The organism is Lacinutrix sp. MEBiC02404 (assembly GCF_053601575.1).
Map to the genome: position 1 here is coordinate 193467 of NZ_JBSHNV010000146.1, position 23870 is coordinate 217336.

The window sequence follows — 23870 nt, forward strand, 5'->3', positions numbered from 1 at the left end:
ATGAAACACTAAGCTTTTTAACTTTAAATATTTTGGGCTCTATTAAACTTTAAATACTTAAATAACTATCTTTGCAAGCTATGACAAGAAGTGAAAGACAAGAGTTGCTAGATAAAGGGTTGTTATTACCTTTGATGGAAGAGTTTTATACGATTCAAGGAGAGGGTTTTCATAAAGGAACAGCTGCGTATTTTGTAAGAATTGGTGGTTGTGATGTTGGTTGCCATTGGTGTGACGTTAAAGAAAGTTGGTTGCCAGAATTGCATCCTGCGACAGAAACAATTAAAATTGCCGAAAACGCTGCGAAGTACAGTAAGACCATTGTAGTTACAGGTGGAGAGCCTTTAATGTGGAATATGAATCCGTTAACCAACGCGCTAAAAGAAAGAGGATTGCAAGTGCATATTGAAACTTCTGGAGCGTATAAGTTAACTGGAATTTGGGATTGGATTTGCCTTTCACCAAAAAAGAATAAACTTCCAACCGAAGAAGTATATGCGCAAGCACACGAGTTGAAATGTATTATCTATAATAAGGATGATTTTAAGTTTGCCGAAGAACAAGCAGCAAAAGTGAATAAAGATTGTATTTTATATTTACAACCAGAATGGAGTAAACGGGATAAGATGGTTCCTGAAATTGTAGATTATGTAATGGCTAATCCGCAATGGAAAGTTTCTTTACAAACACATAAATATTTAAATATACCGTAATAAAAAAGCCTTAGAATTATTCTAAGGCTTTTTTGTATACTTTTATTGTGTGTTTCTTATTTAGTAAATGGCACAGCTACTACTGTGGTGTCCCAACCTAAAAACATATCTACTCCTTTATCACTTTCTTTAAAAGCTATAGAAAAAGCTTCAATAGATTTTTTGCTAGATGTAACAGGAACTGTGATTCTTGCTACGTCGTTAGCTTCTTTGTAAAAATAACTTCCCCAAGCATTTAAATCCGAGTTGATAATGATAGTCCACTCTTTTTCTCCTGGAATAGTTGCTAAAGAGTAGGTTCCCGCTTTTACTAAAGTACTTCCTAATTTCATGTCTGTATATAACGTGATTTCAGCAGCTTCATTAGCTCCAGTACGCCAAACTTTACCATTTGGAGCAAGTTTGTCTAAGCTTCTTTCTTTTAATTGTGGTCTACTATAAACTACTTTTATTAATTTGTCTGGGTTTTTATAATCTGTAGGGAATGCTGCAGCATCCATTGGGCTTTTATCTAAGCCAGCAAAATCCTGAGCGTTAGTGTTTAAAGAGAAAAGCATTAAAAATGCCATTGCAGTAGTCGTAAGTAATGTTGGTGTTTTCATAATTTGTTTTATATATTATTGAATGATTAAGTTATACTATCTACGTAGTAAACCATGCTTAAAGTCGTAATTGAAAGTTAAAGTTTACAATTTTATAAGAAATAATAGTAAATATATTTTAAGGACTTTCATTTTGTTTAATAAAGCGTAAATTATGTTATATATTGTAAGTAATTAGTTGTTTTGTGTTTTAAATATGAAACATCATTCGCATATTTGCCTCAGTAATTATAACAACAAAGAATAAAAAATTAAAAAGATATAAGTTATGTGTGGAATTGTATGTGCTTTCGACCTTAAACAAAAAAGTGAAGATTTAAGACCTCAGGTTTTAGAAATGTCTAAAACTATTCGTCATCGTGGACCAGATTGGTCAGGAATTTATAGTAATGATAAGGCGATTTTAGCACATGAGCGTTTAGCTATTGTGGATCCAACTTCCGGAAAACAACCATTGTTTAGTCCAGATAATAAACTGGTTTTAGCAGCAAATGGCGAAATATATAACCATAGAGAATTACGTAAACAATTTGAAGGTAAATACGATTTTCAAACACAAAGTGACTGCGAAGTTATTTTAGCATTATACCAAGAAAAAGGAGTGGATTTTGTAGATGAAATGAATGGAATCTTCGGATTTGCAATCTATGATGTAGAAAAAGATGAATACTTTATTGCTCGTGATCACATGGGAATTATTCCTTTATATATAGGATGGGATCAAAACGGAACATTTTATGTGGCTTCCGAATTAAAAGCATTAGAAGGAATTTGTACTAAAATTGAATTATTTCCTCCTGGACATTATATGTCTAGTAAAGATGGCGAATATGTAAAATGGTATAATAGAGATTGGAGTGAGTACGATGCAGTAAAAGATAACGAAACAAGTATTGCTGAAGTTAAAGAAGCATTGGAAGCAGCAGTGCATAGACAATTAATGAGTGATGTGCCTTATGGTGTATTACTTTCAGGAGGTTTAGATTCTTCCGTAGTATCTGCAATCGCAAAAAAATATGCGCAAAAACGTATAGAAAGTGATGACACTTCAGATGCTTGGTATCCGCAATTGCATTCCTTCGCTGTAGGATTAGAAGGTTCTCCAGATTTAGCTGCAGCGCAAAAAGTAGCAGATTTTATAGGAACGATTCATCACGAAATTAAATTCACCATCCAAGAAGGTTTAGACGCTATTAAAGATGTTATTTATAATATTGAAACGTATGATATTACTACGATTCGCTCTTCTACACCAATGTATTTAATGGCAAGAGTTATTAAATCTATGGGAATTAAAATGGTACTATCTGGTGAAGGAGCAGATGAAATTTTTGGAGGCTATTTATACTTTCATAAAGCGCCAAATGCACAAGAATTTCATGAAGAAACCGTTAGGAAATTAAATAAATTACACATGTACGATTGCTTAAGAGCAAACAAAAGTTTAGCTGCTTGGGGAATTGAAGGTCGTGTCCCATTTTTAGATAAAGAGTTTATCGATGTTGCTATGCGCATCAATCCACAAGATAAAATGATTAATGGAGAACGCATGGAAAAATGGGTGGTACGTAAAGCATTTGAAGATATGTTGCCAGAAAGCGTAGCTTGGAGACAAAAAGAACAATTTAGTGATGGCGTTGGTTATAGCTGGATTGATACACTTAAAGAAGTGGTTGGTGAAGCAGTAACCGATGAGCAAATGGCAAATGCTAAATTTAGGTTCCCTATTCAAACACCAAATAACAAAGAAGAGTTTTATTACCGTTCTATTTTTGAAGAACATTTTCCAAGTGATGCAGCGGCTTTAAGTGTGCCGCAAGAAGCAAGTGTAGCTTGTAGTACTGCAATTGCTTTAGAATGGGATGAAGCGTTTAAGAATATGAATGAACCATCTGGTCGTGCAATATCTAATGTGCATGATAAAGCATATGCAAAATCGTAGTTTCATGAATTTGTGAATATTTAATATAGATTAATAGCTTTAAAACCTCGCTTCGGCGAGGTTTTGTGTTTTTCATAATAACGAATTATAAAATAGCTTGAGAATGCAATGAAGCATTTAGAAATAGTGATAGGTGTCTAGAAGCGTGCAGGATAAAGCATGTTGCATTGATGTATAGCTACCTGTTTAAGCTTTTTAGTTTGCTAAAGTAAAGTCGTGTCTATATCTGGAGTTAGATGCTCAATCCTATCAATAACTCTAAACAGTTTTGTTTTGTCTAATGGTTTTGTAATGCAGTCAATAAAACCAGCATTAAAAACCTTGCTGTTTGTTTCTGTAGAGGAGTATGCTGTATGCGCAATTACAGGTAAATAGGGCTTGAATAGTTTTATTATTTTTCTTGCTTCAAAGCCTCCCATTATTGGCATTTTTATATCCATGATTACTAATTGAATCGAATCATTTTCTTTACATATTTCTACTGCTTCTTTTCCGTTTTTAGCGCGTATAACATGGTAGTTTCTAATTTTCATTACTTTTTTTATGAGCATGAAATTAATCTCATCGTCTTCGGCAATAAGAATATTTAAAGGTTTTATTTTGTCTTCTGTTTTAAGAGCAACTTCCGTTATAGGCAGTGTGGCTAGCCTATTTAATTTTAATGGTACGGTGAATGAAAAAGTAGAACCGAAATTCTCTGTAGATTCTAACCAGATTTCACCACCTAACATTTCAATGTACGCTTTAGAAATAGCGAGACCTAAACCTAAACCGCTTAAATTAATTGTTTTGTCATTTTGTATTCTGTTAAATCGAATAAAAATATTTTTGGTGTCTTCTTTCGACATGCCGATGCCGGTATCTGTAATGTGAAATTCTAAGGCGTTTTTTTGAGTACTTATTTTGTAGCTAAAATTAACGCTTCCTTTTTCACTGTATTTAATAGCATTGTTTAAAAGGTTAACTATTATTTGTCGTAATTTGGTTTCATCACTTATTAATTGATATACAACAGCATGTTTTGGCTTATCAAAAAACAATCGCAAAGGTTTATTTTTAGGGATTGTAATTTCGACTGCCTGTTTTATTTCCAATAACGTTTCGTCTAAATTAAAAGCTTTTAAATTGGGGGTTACTTGGTTGGTGTCAATTTTAGACATTTCAATTAAATCATCTATAATAGATACCAGATTTTTTCCACTTCTCTTAATGACATTAATATAATCTAATCGTTCTGCCTCGGATGGGTTTTGAGTACTCAGTAAATCCGAAAACCCTAGAATAGCATTCATTGGCGTTCTTATTTCATGCGATAGATTGGTTAAAAAAGAAGCTTTTAATAAGTCACTTTCTTCTGCTTTTTCTTTCGCTTTTTGAAGTTCTTCTTTTTGCAAATAACTTTTAAATATAAAATGACCTATTTTATTGAAATTACCATCGGTATTAAAATGAGATAATAAATTAAAGTCATTAGAATTTATAGCGTGAATAATTAAGTCAAAAGGCTGTTTTACTACTTTTACGAAGCGAAAAGTGATAAATGAAATAATAGCTATGGCGCTAAATATGAAAGAGCTAATAAATAAAGCACTATTATCTTTATGAAAAGAAAAAAAGATAACATTGTAAATTATAAATAAAAGTACTGAGCTAGCTATAGGTATTAAAAACCTGATTAGGGCAGGATTGAAAAATTTCATTTAATGTAAATTAGGGGCTCCAATATAATAAAATAAAACCGATTTGTGCTTTGTTAAGAGATAAGCGCTTAAGCGCCTATTTACTTTTGAATAAAGTGCTAAGTATTCTATGGTAACAAGTTCAAATAGGAGTTTTAACGTGTTTTTGTTATTTTATTTTTTTTAAGCGTTATTAAAAAAATGAAAATCAATTTTAAGGTTGTTTTTAGCTACTCTAAGGTCTTTCTTGCGTTTTTAACAAATGTTAATAATTATCGTGTTAAATCGATGAAAAGCTTTTAAAACGCATCAAAATTTAGTATCTTTGGTTGTATTCCAAAGGATGCTGTACAGCGTCCTTTTTTATGCCTTAAACAATAGAAAACAGATCATAAATAACATATAAGTATGAGCGAAAAAAAAGAAGAGTTTAACAAACACAATTATTCGGCCGATAGTATTCAAGCGCTAGAAGGAATGGAGCACGTGCGTATGCGTCCTTCTATGTATATTGGAGATGTTGGTACTCGTGGTTTACACCATTTGGTATATGAGGTTGTAGATAACTCGATTGATGAAGCATTAGCTGGTCATTGTGATAATATTACAGTAACGATTAATGAGGATAACTCGATTACCACAGAAGATGATGGACGTGGTATTCCTGTAGATTTACATAAAAAAGAAGGTGTTTCTGCGCTGCAGGTTGTAATGACTAAAATTGGTGCAGGTGGAAAGTTCGATAAAGATTCTTATAAAGTATCTGGTGGACTTCACGGCGTTGGTGTAAGTTGTGTAAATGCACTTTCAGAACATTTAAGAGCTACTGTTTTTAGAGACGGTAAAATTTGGGAACAAGAATATTCTAAAGGAAAAGCCCTTTATCCTGTAAAAGCAATTGGAGATACGGATAAAAGAGGAACAACAGTTACGTTTAGACCAGATCCTACAATATTTACACAAACCTTAGAGTATAACTACGATACTCTAGCAAGTAGAATGCGTGAATTAGCGTATTTAAATAAAGGAATTACCGTTCATTTAATTGATAAGAGACGTACTAAAGAAGATGGTTCTTTTGAAGGGGAAACATTCCATTCGGAAGAAGGTCTTAAAGAATTTATCAAGTTTTTAGATGCAACCAGAGAGCCTTTAATGAAAGAAGTGATTTCTTTTGAAGGGGAAAAGAATGGTGTGCCTGTTGAGGTCGCTATGATTTATAATACATCGTATGCAGAAAATTTGCACTCGTATGTAAATAATATTAATACACATGAAGGTGGAACACATCTTTCTGGTTTCCGTCGTGGTTTAACACATACGCTTAAAAAGTATGCGGATGAATCCGGAATGTTAGACAAATTAAAGTTTGATATTGCTGGAGATGATTTCCGTGAAGGACTAACAGCAATTATTTCTGTAAAAGTTCAAGAGCCTCAATTTGAAGGACAAACAAAGACAAAATTAGGTAACCGTGAAGTTTCTGCAGCTGTAAGTCAGTCTGTTTCCGAAATGCTAACAAACTACTTAGAAGAGCATCCAGACGACGCTAAAATTATTGTGCAAAAAGTAATTCTTGCCGCACAAGCACGTCACGCAGCACAAAAAGCGCGTGAAATGGTACAGCGTAAAACAGTAATGAGTATTGGTGGTTTGCCAGGAAAATTATCAGATTGTTCCGAACAAGATCCTACAAAATGTGAAGTATACTTAGTCGAGGGAGATTCGGCAGGTGGAACTGCAAAACAAGGTCGTGATAGAGCATTTCAAGCTATTTTGCCATTACGTGGTAAAATTCTAAATGTAGAAAAAGCGATGACACATAAGGTGTTTGAAAATGAAGAGATTAAAAATATCTTCACCGCTTTAGGGGTTACTATTGGAACCGAAGAAGATAGTAAAGCATTAAACCTTTCTAAATTAAGATACCATAAAATAGTAATCATGTGTGATGCCGATATTGATGGTTCGCACATCGAAACGCTAATTTTAACGTTCTTCTTTAGATACATGAAAGAGTTGATTGAAAATGGTCATATTTATATTGCAACGCCTCCTTTATATTTAGTTAAAAAAGGAGCGAAAAAACAGTATGCTTGGAGTGATGAAGAACGTATAGCGATTATGAATGATTTTGGAGAATCTTCAAAAATACAACGTTATAAAGGTCTTGGGGAAATGAATGCATCACAACTTTGGGATACAACCATGAATCCAGAATTTAGAACCTTACGTCAAATATATATCGATAATGGCGTAGAAGCAGATCGTGTATTCTCTATGTTAATGGGAGATGAAGTTCCGCCTCGTAGAGAGTTTATCGAGAAAAATGCAATCTATGCAAATATTGATGCATAATTATATCCTTGTAGGTTTTTAAAACCTGCAAGGTATTTGTATCAACAACATTTTAAAACCTGTAAAGTTTCATTGCTTTACAGGTTTTTTTTGTTTAATAATTAGGATTCTAAATATTTTAAAAAACAGCATGGCGTAAACGGGATCGAAAAGCATCGATATACTTTCCCTGTTTATTATTCCTAGCAATTACGAATTAAAAACCTTTTTATTAATTAATAAAAGTATGAGTTAAAAGTTTATATTTGAGTAGGATATATATTTAAGGTGACGTCATTTTCGATAGTTTTTATATTCAAAAAAAAAGAGTGACTAACCAATAAAACCACTATAAATGAAAAAGCTACTGCTATTAAGCTTTCTTTTATTGACGTCTTATTTTACAAAAGCACAAGAACATTGTGCACAAGACATTTACCAACAAAAAAATTATGAAGAAAACCCTTCTTTAAGGCCAGAGAATAATTTGGCACACCAAGAGTTAGAAGAATTTACTAGAACATTTCAGTCTAGTTCTAATAATCAAAGAGATTGGAATATTGCAGATCTTGTTATTGGAACAGATTACATTATTCCTGTTGTGGTTCATGTTATACACAACAACGGGCCAGAAAATATTTCAGATGCTGCAGTAAAACGTTCCATAGAGATGTTAAATATATTTTATGCAGGAGAATCTGCTTTCGATAAAAATATCGATCCAGAATTTGTTGCGGTTAGAGGTGCTTTTACAGAAAAAAAATTAAAATTTGTTTTGGCTAATTTTGATCCAAACGGAAATGCTACTAACGGTGTCGATAGACATGTCGATGCAATGTATACCTACGCAGGTAACGATCCAAATATGAGACTTACATACCATTGGCCAAGAGATCAATATTTCAATATCTATGTCGTTGCTCAATCTTTGAGTTCCAGTTCTAGTTCTGGTTTTGCTACTTTTCCGCCGGATGTGGATGCTGCAGCAGATGCCCATTTAGACGGGCATGTAATGTCTGCATGGGCCTATGGAGAACATGGAGAAATGTGGCAAACTTGGTATCATAATTTAGCACATGAAGTAGGACATTGGTTAAATGTCTATCATATTTGGGCGAATGCTGGAGGAAATGGAAATACATATTATTGTAATGAAGATGATTCGGTTTTAGATACACCAAATACGTACGGAAATAGCTTGTCCGATTTGGATGGTTTTCCAGGTGTAGGGACTGTTGTTAAGTGTTCTACAAAAGATAATTATACCAATATGATGGATTATACTGCCGCAACCTATGCGATGTTTACTAATGGTCAAAAAGCACGTATGGAAGCTGCATTAAATTCTACTGTTGCACAAAAAAGTAGTTTATGGCAAACGGCAAATGTTTTAGCAAGAATCTATGGCTGTACAACTGGTGTAGACTCTGATGGAGATAGTATTCCGGATGCCTGTGATGTCTGTCCGAATGATATTAATAATGATAGTGATGGTGATGGTGTTTGTGATGAATATGATCAATGTATGGGATATCCGGATATTAATTTAGACGGGAATCCAGCAGCTATGGATGCGTGTGATCCATTAACGCCAATAATTAATTTTAATTCTGAAACGGTATTGTCTTATGATGCTACAAAAGATAAAGGTGTCTCTATTAATTATGATAATGGAGCTACGCTGCATGTTTCGATAAACGGATGGAAAGCCATTGCGATAAATTATAATATTACGCCTTCAACAATGTTAGAATTTGATTTTAAAAGTACCATTGATGGTGAATCTCATTTTATTGGTGTGGATGATGATTTGAGTTTAGATCCGCTTATGGCATTTAAATTATATGGTACGGAAAGTGTTCCGGAAACATCGGTTTACAACATGGATTATGATACTTATGAAGATGCCGATTTGTATACTTACAAGCATTATTCTATTCCAATAGGGACATTAATTACCGGTGCAGCACCATATTTATTCTTTTCGGCAGGAAATGACGAATATACCGAAGTTTGGAATACTGGTGGTTTATATTATCCTGGAGCAGGACGCTACTTCGTTCTTTAGAAATGTAAAGCTTTATCAAACGGAAACTTTATCTTTAGCAAATCAAGATCTTACACCATATATCTCCGTGTATCCTAATCCTGCACAAAATGAGATTACCGTTACTTTAAATAATGGCATCACTTTAGAAACTGCAACCATATTAGATGTAAATGGACGCATCGTACAATCTCATAAATTTAATAATCTAACACAAGAAAATATCGATATAAGTAATCTCTCGGCTGGTGTATATTTCATAAAAATACAATCTAACAGCGGGATAGGTGTGAAAAGAATAGTGAAAAACTAAAAGTCATTTATTTTAATATCCAATAACGATGATATATTCTTATAAAACATGTGCCCTTTTAGCCTTTTGTAGTCTCCTTTTATTTGCTTGTAACAGTAAAGAAGAGTCGAAAAATAGCTGGAAACATTTAGGTAATTCTGAAATAGAAAAAGCACCTATAATAGAAACGGAAGCTTTAAAAGCATATAGCGTTAAAAACGACTATTATCAAAGAAAATTAGATTCTTTAATTTTCGAAACCCCAAGTGAAGCGCATAATTATCAGCAAAAGGCAATGCTTTTATATAAGCAAGATAAAGATGAACTTGGTTTGCCTTTTCTCGAAAAAGCAGCAGCGCTCGAGCCTGAAAAATGGCTAGATTATATGGCTTTTATGAAATGCATTTTTTCTAAAAACTACAAAGATGCCATTGTAGATTTTAATAAAGCTTTAGCGTTAAATGGCGAATCTTATGTGATGGATCATTCCTATTATTTTTATTTAGGTTTATGTTATTTGCAGTTAAACGAATTTGAAATAGCCAAAGGTTTTTTTGAAAAAAGCATCGCGCAATCTGTAAAAGAAGATGGCGAAGAATGGATTCATTTTACCGATTTAATGTACTTAGGAATTGCAAATTACGAATTAAATAATTTTGAAGAAGCCATTAAAATGTTTGATGAAGCTTTACTTCTTCAGCCAAAATTTAGCGATGTGAAATATTATAAAGCAAACTGCTTAGGAAGATTAGGAGAAATAGAAAAAGCAGAAATTATGTTTGCAGAAGCCAAAGAAGATTTTATAAACGATGACATTATGTATGAAGATAATACCATATATGAACGTTATCCATATCAAGTGCGTAAAAGCTGGTTTGGATTATAGTAAAAGTCATTAGAAATCGTTAATTTTACACCTATAATAACTCAACACAAATTAAAAACATAAAAAATGAAAGTAACAGTAGTAGGAGCAGGAGCAGTAGGAGCAAGTTGTGCAGAATATATTGCTATTAAAAACTTTGCTTCAGAAGTAGTTTTATTAGACATTAAAGAAGGTTTTGCCGAAGGTAAAGCAATGGATTTAATGCAAACTGCATCTTTAAATGGATTCGATACAAAAATAACAGGAATTACGAATGATTATTCGAAAACAGCAGGTTCTGATGTTTGTGTAATTACGTCTGGTATTCCTAGAAAACCAGGTATGACTCGTGAAGAGTTAATTGGTATCAACGCAGGAATTGTAAAAATGGTGTCTTCTAGCTTAATAGAACATTCTCCAAATACAATTATAATTGTGGTATCTAATCCAATGGATACGATGACTTATTTAGTACATAAAACTACTGGTTTACCAAAAAGTAAAATTATAGGAATGGGAGGCGCTTTAGATTCTGCTCGTTTTAAATACAGATTAGCAGAAGCTTTAGGTGCACCTATTAGTGATGTTGACGGAATGGTAATTGGTGGACATAGCGACAAAGGTATGGTGCCATTAATAGGTAAAGCTGCTAGAAATAGTGTAAAAGTTTCTGAGTTTTTATCTGAAGAACGTATGGATCAAGTAGTACAAGATACTAAAGTTGGTGGTGCAACACTTACCGGTTTATTAGGTACTTCTGCATGGTATGCTCCAGGAGCAGCTGTATCTGGAATGGTGCAAGCAATTGCTTGTGATACTAAAAAGATATTCCCTTGTTCTGCTTTATTAGAAGGCGAATTTGGATTAAGCGATTTAGCGATTGGTGTTCCTTGTGTTTTAGGAGCTAACGGAATTGAAAAAATTGTTGAAATTAGTTTAACAGATGCGGAAAAAGCAAAATTAGCAGAATCTGCTGAAGGTGTGAAAGCAACTAATGGTTTATTAGAATTGTAATCTATCTAGTTCTCAATCTGTAAGGTTTTCTTTAACCTAATAGGTTTTATTTAATATTTATGTAAAGACTGTAGAAATACAGTCTTTATTTTTTATATTTGGCGCATGAAAAAGTGGTACATCTGTACTTTAGTTATTGCTTTTACCTTACTAGGTTATATTAGTAAGGAGCAATCTGCTTTGCCAAATCAGAAAATTGTATTACAGTTTTCAGACACTTCGATTACTTCTACCGAAATTGAAAACACCGTTGCCATTGTCAAAAAGCAATTGTTCGACTTAGGTGTAGCCAATATTCAAATTCATGAAATAGACAATAAGCAATTCAAAATCACGTATTATAGTGATGCCGATGTTGTTAGTGTAAAAAATAAACTTTCCAAAGAAGAGCATCTCGCAATAGATTATGCTTCTAATGGTAAAGAGGGATTTCCTAAAAAACCTGCATCTAACGAAAATTATAATCTGGATGTTTTTAAAATCCAAGAGGCAAGTGATGCTAATTCCGGATTTGATGGTAAAGTAGCTATAGAACCTAAATTAGAAAGCGATCGTTATTCTAATCCTAATGTATATAGTTTTGCAACTTCTATAGAAGTAAGTGAAATATGTGCGTATACACAAGTTGCCTATAAAGTAAATACAAATGTTGCAATAGCAATAGATAATACTTCGTATAAAATACCTGAAGTTAGAGCAGGACCAAATACAAATACTACTTCATAAATCAAGCAGCGTTTTTCATATTGCCTACTAAAAGTATAAATGAGAGCCAGCGAACACCAATAACTTTTAAAGTTTCATAGGTGTAACATTACATTTAAACATAAAAAAGAGTCAATAAACAACGCGTAAATTATATATTTGCACGTTTTAAAAATAAAACAAGCTTAGAGCAAGGCGTAACCTTGTGAAACAAAATAAACTTGTCATTCTCACGAAAGTGAGAATCTAACACAAAAAAATATACAAATGCAAAACAAAGGATTAGTAAAATTATTTGCACTATTGTTTGGTTTGGTAAGTATTTACCAATTATCATTCACGCTTAAAAACAGTAGTATAGAAAGCAATGCAGCAGCTTATGCAAATGGAGATTCTGTAAAAGAAACTAGGTATTTAGATTCACTTTCTAATAAAGAAGTGTATAACATCGGAATAGCAAAATACACCTATGATGAGGTAAAAGAAAATGCTATGAATTTAGGACTTGACCTTAAAGGTGGAGTTAACGTTATATTACAAGTTTCTGTAAAAGACATATTAAAAGGATTAGCTAATAATACAACAGATCCTATTTTTAATAAAGCATTAGACGATGCTTCAGAACTTCAAAAAAATAGTCAGAATACCTATTTAGAAGATTTTTATACTTCGTTTGAAGCTATAAAAGGAGATACTAAATTAGCTTCACCAGACATATTCTATACTAGAGCTTTAGATGGTGAGATTGACGGAAATATGACCGATTCTGAGGTGAAACCAGTAATCTCAAGAAAAATTGATGAGTCTATTGTTTCGGCTTTCGAAGTATTACGTAAGCGTATTGATGAGTTTGGTGTAACATCTCCAAATATTCAACGTATGGGGAATTCAGGACGTATTCTAGTAGAATTACCTGGAGTTAAAGATGTAGACCGTGCTACTGCATTATTACAAAGTACCGCACAATTAGAGTTTTGGGATGTGTACAACAAAACGATCTTTAATAGCTTTTTAGTAGAAGCTAATGAAACGATTAAAAGCATTCAAAAATCAAATGAAGTAAATACGGAAGAGGTTAAAGAAACTACAGCAGAAGAAGATAAGATTGCAGACCTTTTAGGGGATGATCCAGATTCTACAGCTGTTGTTGTAAATCCGCTTTTAGACAAATTAATAGGTTCTCAAGACCCAGCAGCAATTGCTTTAGTTAATATTAATGACAGAGAAATTATTAGTGAGTATTTAAATATGCCACAAGTAAGAAACTTGCTTCCTGCAGAACAACGTTATGTAAAATTTGCATTCGGGAAACAAAAAGGAGATAGTGAATTAGTAGACTTATATGCATTAATTGCAAATAGAGAAAATGTGCCAGAATTAGGTGGTGGCGTTGTTGTAGATGCAAGACAAGATTATGATCCTTTAGGAAAACCTCTTGTAAGCATGCAAATGAATGGTAAAGGAGCTAAAATCTGGGAAGAAATGACTGGAAGAGCTTTTACACAAAGAAGTCAAATCGCTATTGTTTTAGATGACGTAGTATATTCTGCACCTGGAGTAACAACAGGAGCAATTGCAGGTGGTAATTCACAAATTTCTGGAAACTTTACACTAAATGAAGCAACCGATTTAGCAAACGTTTTAAGAGCAGGTAAATTACCAGCTAGAGCAGATATTATTCAAAGTGATGTAGTTGGTCCTTCTTTAGGACAAGAAGCTATTGATAGTGGTAAAATGTCTTTCGCAATTGCATTAGCATTAGTATTACTATGGATGATTCTTTACTACGGTAAAGCTGGTTTATTTGCAGATGTTGCAATGGCATTAAATATTTTATTAATATTTGGTATCCTTTCTGGTTTAGGTGCTGTATTAACACTTCCTGGAATTGCAGGTATTGTATTAACAATTGGTATGTCTGTAGATGCAAACGTACTTATTTTTGAGCGTATTCGAGAAGAGCTCGCTAAAGGTAAAGATCAAGCAACCTCTATAAAAGATGGTTTTTCAAATGCATTATCTTCTATTTTAGATGCCAATGTTACTACTGGTTTAACCGCGTTAATTTTATTCGTATTTGGTACAGGACCAATTAAAGGTTTTGCAACTACTTTAATTATTGGTATTGCAACTTCATTATTTACTGCCATCTTTATTACTAGATTATTAGTAGATTGGTATTCTAATAAAGGAGGGAAGTTAGATTTCTCAACAAGCTTAACTAAAAACTTATTTAGAAATATAAATATCGATTTCTTAAAGAAACGTAAGATCGCTTATATTGCTTCTGGAGCTTTTATTCTTTTAAGTTTAGGTTCTTTATTTACAAATAAATTAGATCAAGGTGTAGATTTTGTTGGAGGAAGAACGTACCAAGTGCGTTTTGAACAACCAGTAAGCGCTTCAGAAATTGCAGGAGTACTTTCTGCTGAAGATGTTTTTGGAAGTGCAGATGCTAAATTAATTGGTACTAGTAATGATGTGAAAATCACTACTAAATATAAAGTTAATGAAGCTTCTTCTGAAGCAGATGAAGAAATCAGACATAAATTATTTAACGCATTACAACCTCATTTATCTAACATTAGTTATGATGAATTTATTAATCTTAACGATGACGATAAACAAATTGGTGTCATGGAATCTTACAAAGTAAGTCCTTCTATTGCAGATGATATTAAAAGAGCTTCATTCTGGGCTATTTTAGGATCTCTAATCGTAGTATTCTTATATATCTTATTCCGTTTTAAAAGATGGCAATTCTCACTTGGTGCAGTAGCAGCAGTATTTCATGATGTACTAATTGTATTAGGTGTATTCTCTCTTACATACAAATTCATGCCATTTACAATGGAAATTGACCAAGCATTTATTGCAGCAATCTTAACGGTTATTGGTTACTCATTAAATGATACGGTAGTTGTATTTGATAGAATTAGAGAATTCTTCAACGAGCATACCGCTTGGGATTTTGATAAAGTAATTAACGCATCTTTAAGCAGTACATTAAGTAGAACTTTAAATACTTCTTTAACTACTTTAGTAGTATTATTAGCAATCTTTATCTTTGGTGGAGATTCTATTAGAGGATTTATGTTTGCATTAATAGTAGGTGTCGTTGTAGGTACATACTCTTCATTATTTATTGCAACGCCAATCATGTACGATTCTGTAAAAAGAGGTGGTGCAACAGATGCATTAAAAATTAAAGAAAAAGACGAAGAAACGTTAGAAGCATAAGTAACTAGCAATTCTCTTTATATTAAAAAACCTTTCCGTGTTAAGCGGAAAGGTTTTTTTTTTGCCTTTTTAGTACTGATATATTCTGAACAGTGAAATAAAGTTATACAGAAAAGCTTCTATTTGTTTCTTCTTCCAGCCGAAGAAAGGAGGATTTTGATTTCGTAAAAGTCGGAAGGATGGAAAAAAAAATGAAGCTCCTTATTATTTAGCAAGCGTCAATTAAGAATTTAGTTTTATGTAATTATGCTAAGAATAGGAAGCCACAATTCACTGCGAAAGATCCCTTATTTAGGTATTACGGATTTAATTTTTAGATAGCCAATCCTCCGTAAGTTTCCAAAGTGAATTTTTAAATTGTTCTCTAAAAAAACCAAAATGTTGTACATCATCTATTTGTAGATCTTTAGGAATAAGATGTCTTCGATCTACTTTGGTATTTGTAAATTTTGAAGCTAGCCAGTCTACAGCTTCTTTTGGAGCGAAGGTATCTCTAGGGAAGCTAAGCGATAAAACGGGGCATTGTATATTGCAAAATTGTAAATCGGTATATGCACTAAACATATATTCCGGATGAATTCCCCATTTTCGCCATTGATATACTACGCGTTTTGGTAAGTTTTCAAATAAGCCTAATTTTTTTGCCGGGAAATAACCAAATAAAGGTGTGGTTATAGGGATTAATGCATACCAAAAAACGAACATTCTAATCTTAGAAAAACCTTTGAAATATTTCCAGTAACCGGTTTGAGAGGCAATAGTGATTATGGAATCTACGAGATGTATTTCTGGGTTTAATCCAAGGAGTTGCCCGCCAATACTATGTGTTATTAGCGTTAATTGGTGCTGCGCTTGTTCTTGCTTTGCTAATTTTAAAACCGCGGCTTGATCTAAAGCCCAAGTCTGTAAATCGGCAGTATTTTGTTTTAAATTTAGAGATCTTGATTTCCCGATTCCATAATAGTCAAAAGTGTAAACCGTAAATCCTAAAGCGCTAAAATGAAGTGCGAATTTAGCGTAGAATTTTTGTAAAACTCCTGTAGCAGAAGAGATAACGATGCTTTTGTGGTTTGTTTTTTCAGGTAGAAATATGGACACATGAATAATGTGTCCTGAAGCAGTTTTTAAAGATAAGCTGCTCGCATTATTTTTCATTTATTTCGGTGTATTCTATGCGGTCACCAACTTCTAAAAGCCATTTTTGGGCTAGTCCCGCATGGATCTCTAAAACGTATTGTGCAGGTACTTTAGATGGAAGGGAAGTTTCATCAAAAGGCTGTGCATTCTCTTGAAAACTAACAATGTGTTTATTATTGTCTAGGTAAAGTAAATCTAATGGAATTCTAGTGTTCTTCATATAGAAAAAACGTTCGCGCATCGTTGGAAAAACAAATAACATTGCTTGATTCTCTTGCATAGAATTTCTGTACATCAAGCCGGTTTGTACATCATAATCGGTATCTGCAATTTCTATATTTAAGGTCGTAACAATAGAATCTGTTGCCGCTTTATAAAGGGTGAGAGTCCCTTCTTTTTTAAAGGAAACCTCAATTGGCTTTATATCTTTTTTTTGTTCTTTACAGGCGCTTAAAAATAAAACAGCACATAAAAGAGTAAGTATTTTTAATTTCATAATTTTAATGTCTGGTCCAGCGCAGTCCAGACCTATTCAAAAAATAGTAGCATAGTAAAGACCTCTCGACTGCGCTCGAGGTGATACTTCCTGGTGTTTTATACAACAGGAGTTTTTGGTTTGTAAACAAACATAAAGTATAAACCAATTAAAATAAATGGGATACTTAACCATTGTCCTGTATTTAAGGCCCATGTTGCACGATCATCTACTTGTGCTTCTTTAACAAATTCTACAAAGAATCTAACGGTCCAAAGCAGGACTAAAAATAGTCCGAATAAGAAACCTGTTTGGTTTCCCTTATTGGTTTTTGTATAGAAGAACCATAGTATTAAAAATACGAATATGTAACTAAATGATTCGTATAGCTGTGCAGGATGTCTAAAAGGAACAGCGTCTAATAAGCTTTGAAATTGTGGATTATTAGCAATGGCATTATATGCGTCTTTTGGTGTTTTCATTCCGGTAAGTTGCATCGCTTCGTACTTGTTGTATTCTTCTTGAATAAAACGAACACCAAAAGGAGAATCTGTAACTTTTCCTATAATCTCCGAATTGATAAAGTTTCCTAAACGAATAAAAATCGCACCACTTGCAACAGGAATTACCACTCTGTCTAAAATCCACATTAAAGATTTGTAGTTGTACTTTCTTCGGTATAAATACATACCAATAATAATTCCAATAGCAGCACCATGACTTGCTAGTCCTTGAAAACCTGTGAATTCAAATTTTGGAACAAAGCGAAATGGTAAAAAGATGCTGAAAAAATCTTGCGATATTAATTCCGATTGGTAAAAAATAACATGCCCCAAACGTGCGCCAAGCATGGTTGCGATAATGGTATATAAAAAAAGAGGATCTAAATATTCTTCCTTTATGTGATCTCTTTTAAAGATACGTTTCATGATTTGTAATCCCAGTAGGAATGCTATAATCCACATAACACTATAAAAATGTAATGTGAAAACGCCAAAAATATCAAGTCCGCTTAAAGGATTCCAATCGAATGTTAAAAGATGCATAGATTTTATTTTGAGATGGTAAATATAGACAATTGCCAATGGATTAAAAAGAAAGGATACTTAATGAAATGTTATTTTATGGTTTACTGCGTTAAGGATGGAAGCGACATCCTTTTTTGTTAGGTGAAGCGCAGCGAATCCTATAAACAAAAAAGATACAGCGTACAGCCTGACACCACGAAGCCTAAAAGCGAAGTGGTGAAACGCCCAAAAAGTTAATCTTCCTTTTCAGGAACAGGATCATAACCAGAACCACCGAATGGGTGACAACTAAAAATCCTTTTTAATGCGAGTTTGCCACCTTTAAAAAAGCCGTGTTTTTCTAAAGCTTCTTTAGTGTAATGGGAGCAGGTTGGTTGAAATCTGCAAGTAGAAGGCGTTAAAGGTGAAATTAAAGTTTGATACACTTTAATTAAGAACAGGAAAGGAGCTAGTAGTATTTTTTTCATATTCATTTTCCTCGAAAGTGGAAATCTTATTAATGGCAGGTGAATTTTAAAAACAACTTCGCATTTACGTCCAATTTCCTAGATTTTATTTTCAGAAAACGCACCTCTTTTTTTAGTTAAGAAGGACGCAATTGTTGCTGTGATTTTAAATCAAAAAGTGGTATTCAAAAATCAGGAATCGTTAATCCGATGGAATATTAAATGAACAAAAATCAAACCACTTTACAACGCCACAACAAAAAACGGAACTAATTTACAGAAAAACTGGTGCCTTCTTTACCGTCTTTGAGTTGTATACCAACAGCAGCTAATTCATCTCTAATTTTGTCAGACATGGCAAAATCTTTATTTGCTCTAGCTTCTTGACGCAACTGGATTAAAAGGTCTACAGCTCCAGAAAGTTTATCGGTGCCTTTTTCCTCTTTACTAACATTTTCAAGACCAAGAATATCAAAAACAAAACTGTTTATAGTAGTTTTTAATACTTCTAAATCTGCAGCAGTGATACTTGCACTTTCGTCTTTAATCTGATTGATATATTTAACAGCTTCAAATAAAGTAGCAATTAAAATAGGGGTGTTAAAGTCGTCATTCATGGCATCATAACATTTCTGTTTCCAAGCGGATACATTAAATGTCGATGTGGTAGATGTAGGTAAAGTGTCTAAAGCGTTAACCGCATCTAAAAGTTTGTGAAATCCTTTTTCACTTGCTAATAAACCATTATCGGTAAGATCTAAAACACTTCTATACGAAGCTTGCATCATGAAAAAACGAACTACACTCGGACTGTATGCCTTAGACATAATGTCGTTTTTACCAGAAAGTAATTCGGCAGGGTTGATATAATTCCCAGTAGATTTACTCATTCTAGCACCGTTAAGTTCTAGCATGTTGGCATGCATCCAATACTTTACAGGATCTTTTCCTTTTGCTGCTTTATTTTGAGCAATTTCACATTCGTGATGTGGGAATTTTAAATCCATTCCACCACCGTGAATATCAAAATATTCACCAAGATATTTGGTGCTCATTGCTGTACATTCTAAATGCCAACCAGGAAAACCATCGCTCCAAGGAGAAGGCCAACGCATGATATGTGTTGGTTCTGCTTTTTTCCATAGTGCAAAATCTTGCGGATTTTTCTTATCGCTTTGTCCGTCTAATTCACGTGTATTATGAATTAAATCTTCCAGTTTGCGTTTGCTTAAAATGCCATAATCATTCGTTTGATTATACTTATGTACATCAAAATAAACAGAGCCATTTACTTCATATCCAAAACCGTTGTCAATAATGGTTTGAATTAGATCAATTTGCTCTATAATATGGCCTGTTGCAGTAGGTTCTATACTTGGAGGAAGAAAATTAAACGTGTTTAACACATTATGAAAATCGACAGTATAACGCTGTACAATTTCCATAGGTTCTATAGCTTCTAGTCTTGCCTTTTTAGTGATTTTGTCTTCACCAACATCGGCGTCATTTTCTAAATGGCCAGCATCTGTAATGTTTCTTACGTAACGTACTTTATAACCTAAATGTAATAGGTAGCGAAAAATCATATCAAAAGACATAAACGTTCTTACATTTCCTAAATGCACATTGCTGTAAACCGTAGGTCCACAAACGTACATTCCAACATAACCATCTGTGATAGGTTTAAATTGTTCTTTTTTACCAGAAAGGGAATTGTATATTTCTATGTTTTGCTTTTGTGAAATTTGCATTGTTGTTTCGTTTTTATGCGTTGGCTTTGTAGTGGAATAGTTGTTTTTAAAATCAACCTCCATTGCAACTTAAAAAGTAGTATCTAATTTAATGTAATCTAAAAATTCTCTACGCGTTTCTGTTTCTTTGAATTTACCTCCAAATTCACTAGTTACGGTACTAGAATCTACGTCTCTAATTCCTCTAGAATTCACGCATAAATGTTTCGCGTCAATAACACAAGCAACATCTTGCGTATTTAAAACTTCTTGTAATTCTTTTACAATTTGAATCGTTAAACGCTCTTGTACTTGTGGTCTATTTGAAAAATAATCTACAATACGATTCATCTTCGATAAGCCAACAACAGTTCCGTTAGAAATGTATGCAACATGTGCTCTACCAACAATAGGAAGTAAATGGTGTTCGCAAGTAGAATACACCGTAATGTTTTTTTCTACAAGCATTTCTCCATATTTGTATTTGTTATCAAATGTAGAAGCACTAGGTTTATTTTTAGGGTCTAAGCCACTAAATATCTCCTTAACAAACATTTTTGCAACTCTATTTGGTGTTCCTTTTAAGCTGTCATCTGTTAAGTCAAGACCTAATGTTTCCATGATATGTCTAACATCGTCTTTAATACTATCTATTTTTTCCTCATTCGTAAGTGCAAAAGCATCTTTACGCATTGGTGTGTTTGTAGAGGTACCAATATGGTTATCTCCTAAGGAGTTAAATTCGTCTAATTTACTGTCTAATTTCATCAAAAATAATAATAATTATAATTTACAAAGATAAGTAATTCCCACTTGTTATAGTTTGAATTGAAGTAGAATTAATTTATAATCGATTTCGATTTTTTTTACTTATTTTTTAATAACTTTTAAGGCTAATTGCTTTAAGTTAAGTATTTTGCGTTGTTAATGTGGTTTTTTTTATTACTTAAAAAATGTTAGGTCTTTTTTTATGAAGGGAATTTTAGTGGTTATTTGTTTATTTCTTGCTCAGCTTGCAATTGCCCAAGGACCGGGTTGTTCCAATGTGGATGCTGGACCTGCGCAAATAAATTTAGACTGCACGACAACTTGTACAGACTTGACCGCCACTTTTCTTGAAACAGGGGAAACTACATTTTATACTATTTCAACCATACCTTATGCGCCGCCATCTTCTTTTTCCGGATTAACTAATCCATTATTTTTAACAGATGATTATTGGTCAGATGTAATAGCATTGCCTTTTGAATTTTGTTTTTTCGGTAATCAATATAATGAATTGTTGGTTGGAGCCAATGGCGTATTAAGCTTTCAATTAGCATATGCAAATATGAATAGTGGTTTCCTTTTTACCGATATATTACCAGATAATTCAAATACAGCACTTGCTGAAGCTAATATTTTTGGTGCAGGTCATGATATGGGGCCAGGATTAAATTTCACGAATGAAATTGGATGGGAAATACAAGGCGCTTATCCTTGTAGAAGATTTGTTGTAGCTTATTATAATGTACCTCACGTTTTATGTTCTGCCATTGTAACTACGCAAATGATGGTACTTTATGAAGGCACAAATACTATTGAGGTATATATAGAAGAGAAACCAACTTGTGATTCTTGGGTTTTAGGTAATGGAGTTGTTGGTATACAAAATGATAATGGAACGCAAGCATTTCCAGCACCTGGAAGAAATGCCACGAATTGGATTGCTGCAGATGAGGCATGGCGTTTTACGCCCAGTGGAACACCGAATTATAATGTTACTTGGTACGATGGCGCAAATCTACCAATTGGTAATACTTCATCCATAAATGTTTGCCCAACTGCAGATGAAACTTTTACGGTAGAAGTGGAGTATACGAACTGTGATGGTAACATGTTTACGGATAGTGACACTATTGATGTGATCGTAAATACAGGAGGCGATGCTTCTTTTAATACGACAGCAACTTGTGATGGCGGAACATCAAATATAACCGGAGATCTTGGCGGAAGCTTTACTTTTAATCCCGTTCCAACCGATGGTGCAACCATAAACGCAACTAACGGAACGATTACTAATGGTATTTCGGGAACGACCTATACTATAGAATATGCAACAACCGGAACGTGTGCAGCCAATAGTACAGAAACGGTAACCGTTTTAACCTCCGGAAATGCTGCTTTTAACATGACAGCTACTTGTGATGGAGGAACTGCAAATATTACAGGGGATCTTGGCGGAAGTTTTGCTTTTAATCCGATGCCATCCGATGGTGCAACAATAAATGTAACTAACGGAACGGTAACTAGCGGAATTTCAGGAACTACTTATACTATAGAATATACAAGTCCGGGAACCTGCGGAGTAAGTAACACGGAATCCGTAACGGTTTTAAACTCCGGAAACGCTGCTTTTAACATGGCAGCAACTTGTGATGGCGGAACCGCAAATGTTACAGGAGATCTTGGCGGAAGCTTTACGTTTAATCCAATACCAACCGATGGTGCAACAATAAACGCAACTAGCGGAACAGTAACTAATGGAATTTCTGGAACAACCTATACTATAGAATACACGAGTCCAGGAACCTGCGGAACAAGTAGCACACAAACGGTAACTGTTTTAACTTTAGGAGACGCTTCTTTTACTACGACAGCAACTTGTGATGGCGGAACCGCAAATATAACCGGAGATCTTGGCGGAAGCTTTACTTTTAATCCGATCCCGACGGATGGCGCAACAATAAGCGCAACTAGCGGAACGGTAACTAATGGAATTTCAGGAGCGACCTATGCTATTGAATACACAAGTCCGGGGATTTGTGGAATAAGTAGCACACAAACGGTAACTGTTTTAACTTTAGGAAACGCTTCTTTTACCATGACAGCAACTTGTGATGGCGGAACATCAAATATTACCGGAGATCTTGGCGGAACCTTTACGTTTAATCCAATACCAACTGACGGAGCCACAATAGATACAACTAATGGAACGGTAACTAATGGAATTTCTGGAGCGACCTATACTATAGAATACGCAAGTCCAGGAACCTGCGGAACAAGTAGCACACAAACGGTAACCGTTTTAACCTCCGGAAACGCTTCTTTTAATATGACATCTACTTGTGATGGCGGCACCGCAAATATTACCGGAGATCTTGGTGGGAGCTTTACGTTTAATCCGATGCCAACGGATGGAGCAACAATAAACGCAACTAGCGGAACGGTAACTAATGGAATTTCAGGAGCGACCTATACTATTGAATACACGAGTCCAGGAACCTGCGGAACAAGTAGCACACAACCGGTAACTGTTTTAACTTTAGGAAACGCTTCTTTTAATACGACAGCAACTTGTGATGGCGGAACATCAAATATCACAGGAGATCTTGGTGGAAGCTTTACTTTTAATCCGATCCCAACCGATGGAGCCACGATAGATGCAACTAGCGGAGCGGTAACTAATGGAATTTCCGGGACGACCTATACGATAGAATACGCAAGTCCAGGAACCTGCGGAACAACTAGCACCGAAACAGTAACTGTTTTAACCTCCGGAAACGCAGCTTTTACTATGACAGCAACTTGTGATGGCGGAACCGCAAATATAACCGGAGATCTTGGCGGAAGCTTTAC

General features: G+C 34.1%; 18 protein-coding genes. 10 read left to right on the forward strand and 8 right to left on the reverse strand.

Annotated elements, in window-relative coordinates; all coding sequences use genetic code 11:
* Positions 1–80: 80 nt before the first annotated feature.
* Positions 81–713: a 7-carboxy-7-deazaguanine synthase QueE gene (locus tag ACVCXO_RS06290; RefSeq protein ID WP_452228739.1), complete on the forward strand. Its 633-nt coding sequence runs from the start codon at positions 81–83 to the stop codon at positions 711–713.
* Between the two features lie 56 nt (positions 714–769).
* Here ACVCXO_RS06290 and ACVCXO_RS06295 read toward each other — a convergent pair whose 3' ends face one another.
* Positions 770–1315 (reverse strand): DUF2911 domain-containing protein, encoded by a 546-nt coding sequence (locus ACVCXO_RS06295; protein ID WP_452228740.1) that lies wholly within the window; start codon positions 1313–1315, stop codon positions 770–772.
* Positions 1316–1583: 268 nt separating this feature from the next.
* Between ACVCXO_RS06295 and asnB the strand changes: the two genes are divergently transcribed.
* Entirely contained in the window at positions 1584–3257 is a 1674-nt protein-coding gene (asnB, locus tag ACVCXO_RS06300; protein ID WP_452228741.1) for an asparagine synthase B, read from the forward strand.
* 203 nt (positions 3258–3460) lie between these two features.
* On the opposite strand, the gene ACVCXO_RS06305 is transcribed toward asnB, so the two are convergent.
* Positions 3461–4957 (reverse strand): ATP-binding protein, encoded by a 1497-nt coding sequence (locus ACVCXO_RS06305; protein ID WP_452228742.1) that lies wholly within the window; start codon positions 4955–4957, stop codon positions 3461–3463.
* A gap of 387 nt (positions 4958–5344) precedes the next feature.
* On the opposite strand from ACVCXO_RS06305, the gene gyrB reads away from it, so the two are divergent.
* The 7 genes from gyrB to secDF all read left to right on the forward strand — a co-directional run bounded on the left by gyrB (position 5345) and on the right by secDF (position 15436).
* Positions 5345–7294, forward strand: a complete 1950-nt coding sequence (gyrB, locus tag ACVCXO_RS06310; protein ID WP_452228743.1) for a DNA topoisomerase (ATP-hydrolyzing) subunit B — start codon at positions 5345–5347, stop codon at positions 7292–7294.
* Between the two features lie 334 nt (positions 7295–7628).
* On the forward strand, positions 7629–9341 hold the full coding sequence (locus ACVCXO_RS06315) for a M43 family zinc metalloprotease (RefSeq protein ID WP_452228744.1): 1713 nt from the start codon (positions 7629–7631) through the stop codon (positions 9339–9341).
* Positions 9298–9633 carry a T9SS type A sorting domain-containing protein gene (locus tag ACVCXO_RS06320; protein ID WP_452228745.1) on the forward strand — a complete coding sequence of 112 codons (336 nt, stop codon included), beginning with the start codon at positions 9298–9300 and terminating at the stop codon, positions 9631–9633. The genes ACVCXO_RS06315 and ACVCXO_RS06320 overlap by 44 nt, the downstream gene beginning before the upstream one ends.
* Positions 9634–9661: 28 nt before the next feature.
* Positions 9662–10498 carry a tetratricopeptide repeat protein gene (locus ACVCXO_RS06325; protein ID WP_452228746.1) on the forward strand — a complete coding sequence of 279 codons (837 nt, stop codon included), beginning with the start codon at positions 9662–9664 and terminating at the stop codon, positions 10496–10498.
* Positions 10499–10564: 66 nt separating this feature from the next.
* Entirely contained in the window at positions 10565–11491 is a 927-nt protein-coding gene (locus ACVCXO_RS06330; RefSeq protein WP_452228747.1) for a malate dehydrogenase, read from the forward strand.
* A gap of 105 nt (positions 11492–11596) precedes the next feature.
* Positions 11597–12217 (forward strand): hypothetical protein, encoded by a 621-nt coding sequence (locus tag ACVCXO_RS06335; protein WP_452228748.1) that lies wholly within the window; start codon positions 11597–11599, stop codon positions 12215–12217.
* Positions 12218–12463: 246 nt separating this feature from the next.
* Positions 12464–15436: a protein translocase subunit SecDF gene (gene secDF, locus ACVCXO_RS06340; protein WP_452228749.1), complete on the forward strand. Its 2973-nt coding sequence runs from the start codon at positions 12464–12466 to the stop codon at positions 15434–15436.
* Positions 15437–15742: 306 nt separating this feature from the next.
* Here secDF and ACVCXO_RS06345 read toward each other — a convergent pair whose 3' ends face one another.
* From ACVCXO_RS06345 to folE, 6 genes are all read right to left on the reverse strand, one after another.
* Positions 15743–16591 (reverse strand): alpha/beta hydrolase family protein, encoded by an 849-nt coding sequence (locus ACVCXO_RS06345; protein WP_452228750.1) that lies wholly within the window; start codon positions 16589–16591, stop codon positions 15743–15745.
* Positions 16581–17069, reverse strand: a complete 489-nt coding sequence (locus ACVCXO_RS06350) for a DUF192 domain-containing protein (protein WP_452228751.1) — start codon at positions 17067–17069, stop codon at positions 16581–16583. Before ACVCXO_RS06350 ends, ACVCXO_RS06345 begins: the two co-directional genes overlap by 11 nt.
* A 98-nt stretch (positions 17070–17167) precedes the next feature.
* Positions 17168–18094, reverse strand: a complete 927-nt coding sequence (gene lgt / locus ACVCXO_RS06355; protein ID WP_452228752.1) for a prolipoprotein diacylglyceryl transferase — start codon at positions 18092–18094, stop codon at positions 17168–17170.
* A 215-nt stretch (positions 18095–18309) separates the two neighbouring features.
* Positions 18310–18543: a membrane protein insertion efficiency factor YidD gene (gene yidD / locus ACVCXO_RS06360; RefSeq protein ID WP_452228753.1), complete on the reverse strand. Its 234-nt coding sequence runs from the start codon at positions 18541–18543 to the stop codon at positions 18310–18312.
* A gap of 248 nt (positions 18544–18791) precedes the next feature.
* Positions 18792–20273, reverse strand: a complete 1482-nt coding sequence (gene cysS, locus ACVCXO_RS06365; protein ID WP_452228754.1) for a cysteine--tRNA ligase — start codon at positions 20271–20273, stop codon at positions 18792–18794.
* 69 nt (positions 20274–20342) lie between these two features.
* Positions 20343–21020, reverse strand: coding sequence for a GTP cyclohydrolase I FolE (folE, locus tag ACVCXO_RS06370; protein ID WP_452228755.1), 678 nt, complete (start codon positions 21018–21020; stop codon positions 20343–20345).
* 202 nt (positions 21021–21222) lie between these two features.
* On the opposite strand from folE, the gene ACVCXO_RS06375 reads away from it, so the two are divergent.
* The coding region (locus tag ACVCXO_RS06375) for a beta strand repeat-containing protein (RefSeq protein ID WP_452228756.1) at positions 21223–23870 on the forward strand (2648 nt) is incomplete at its 3' end.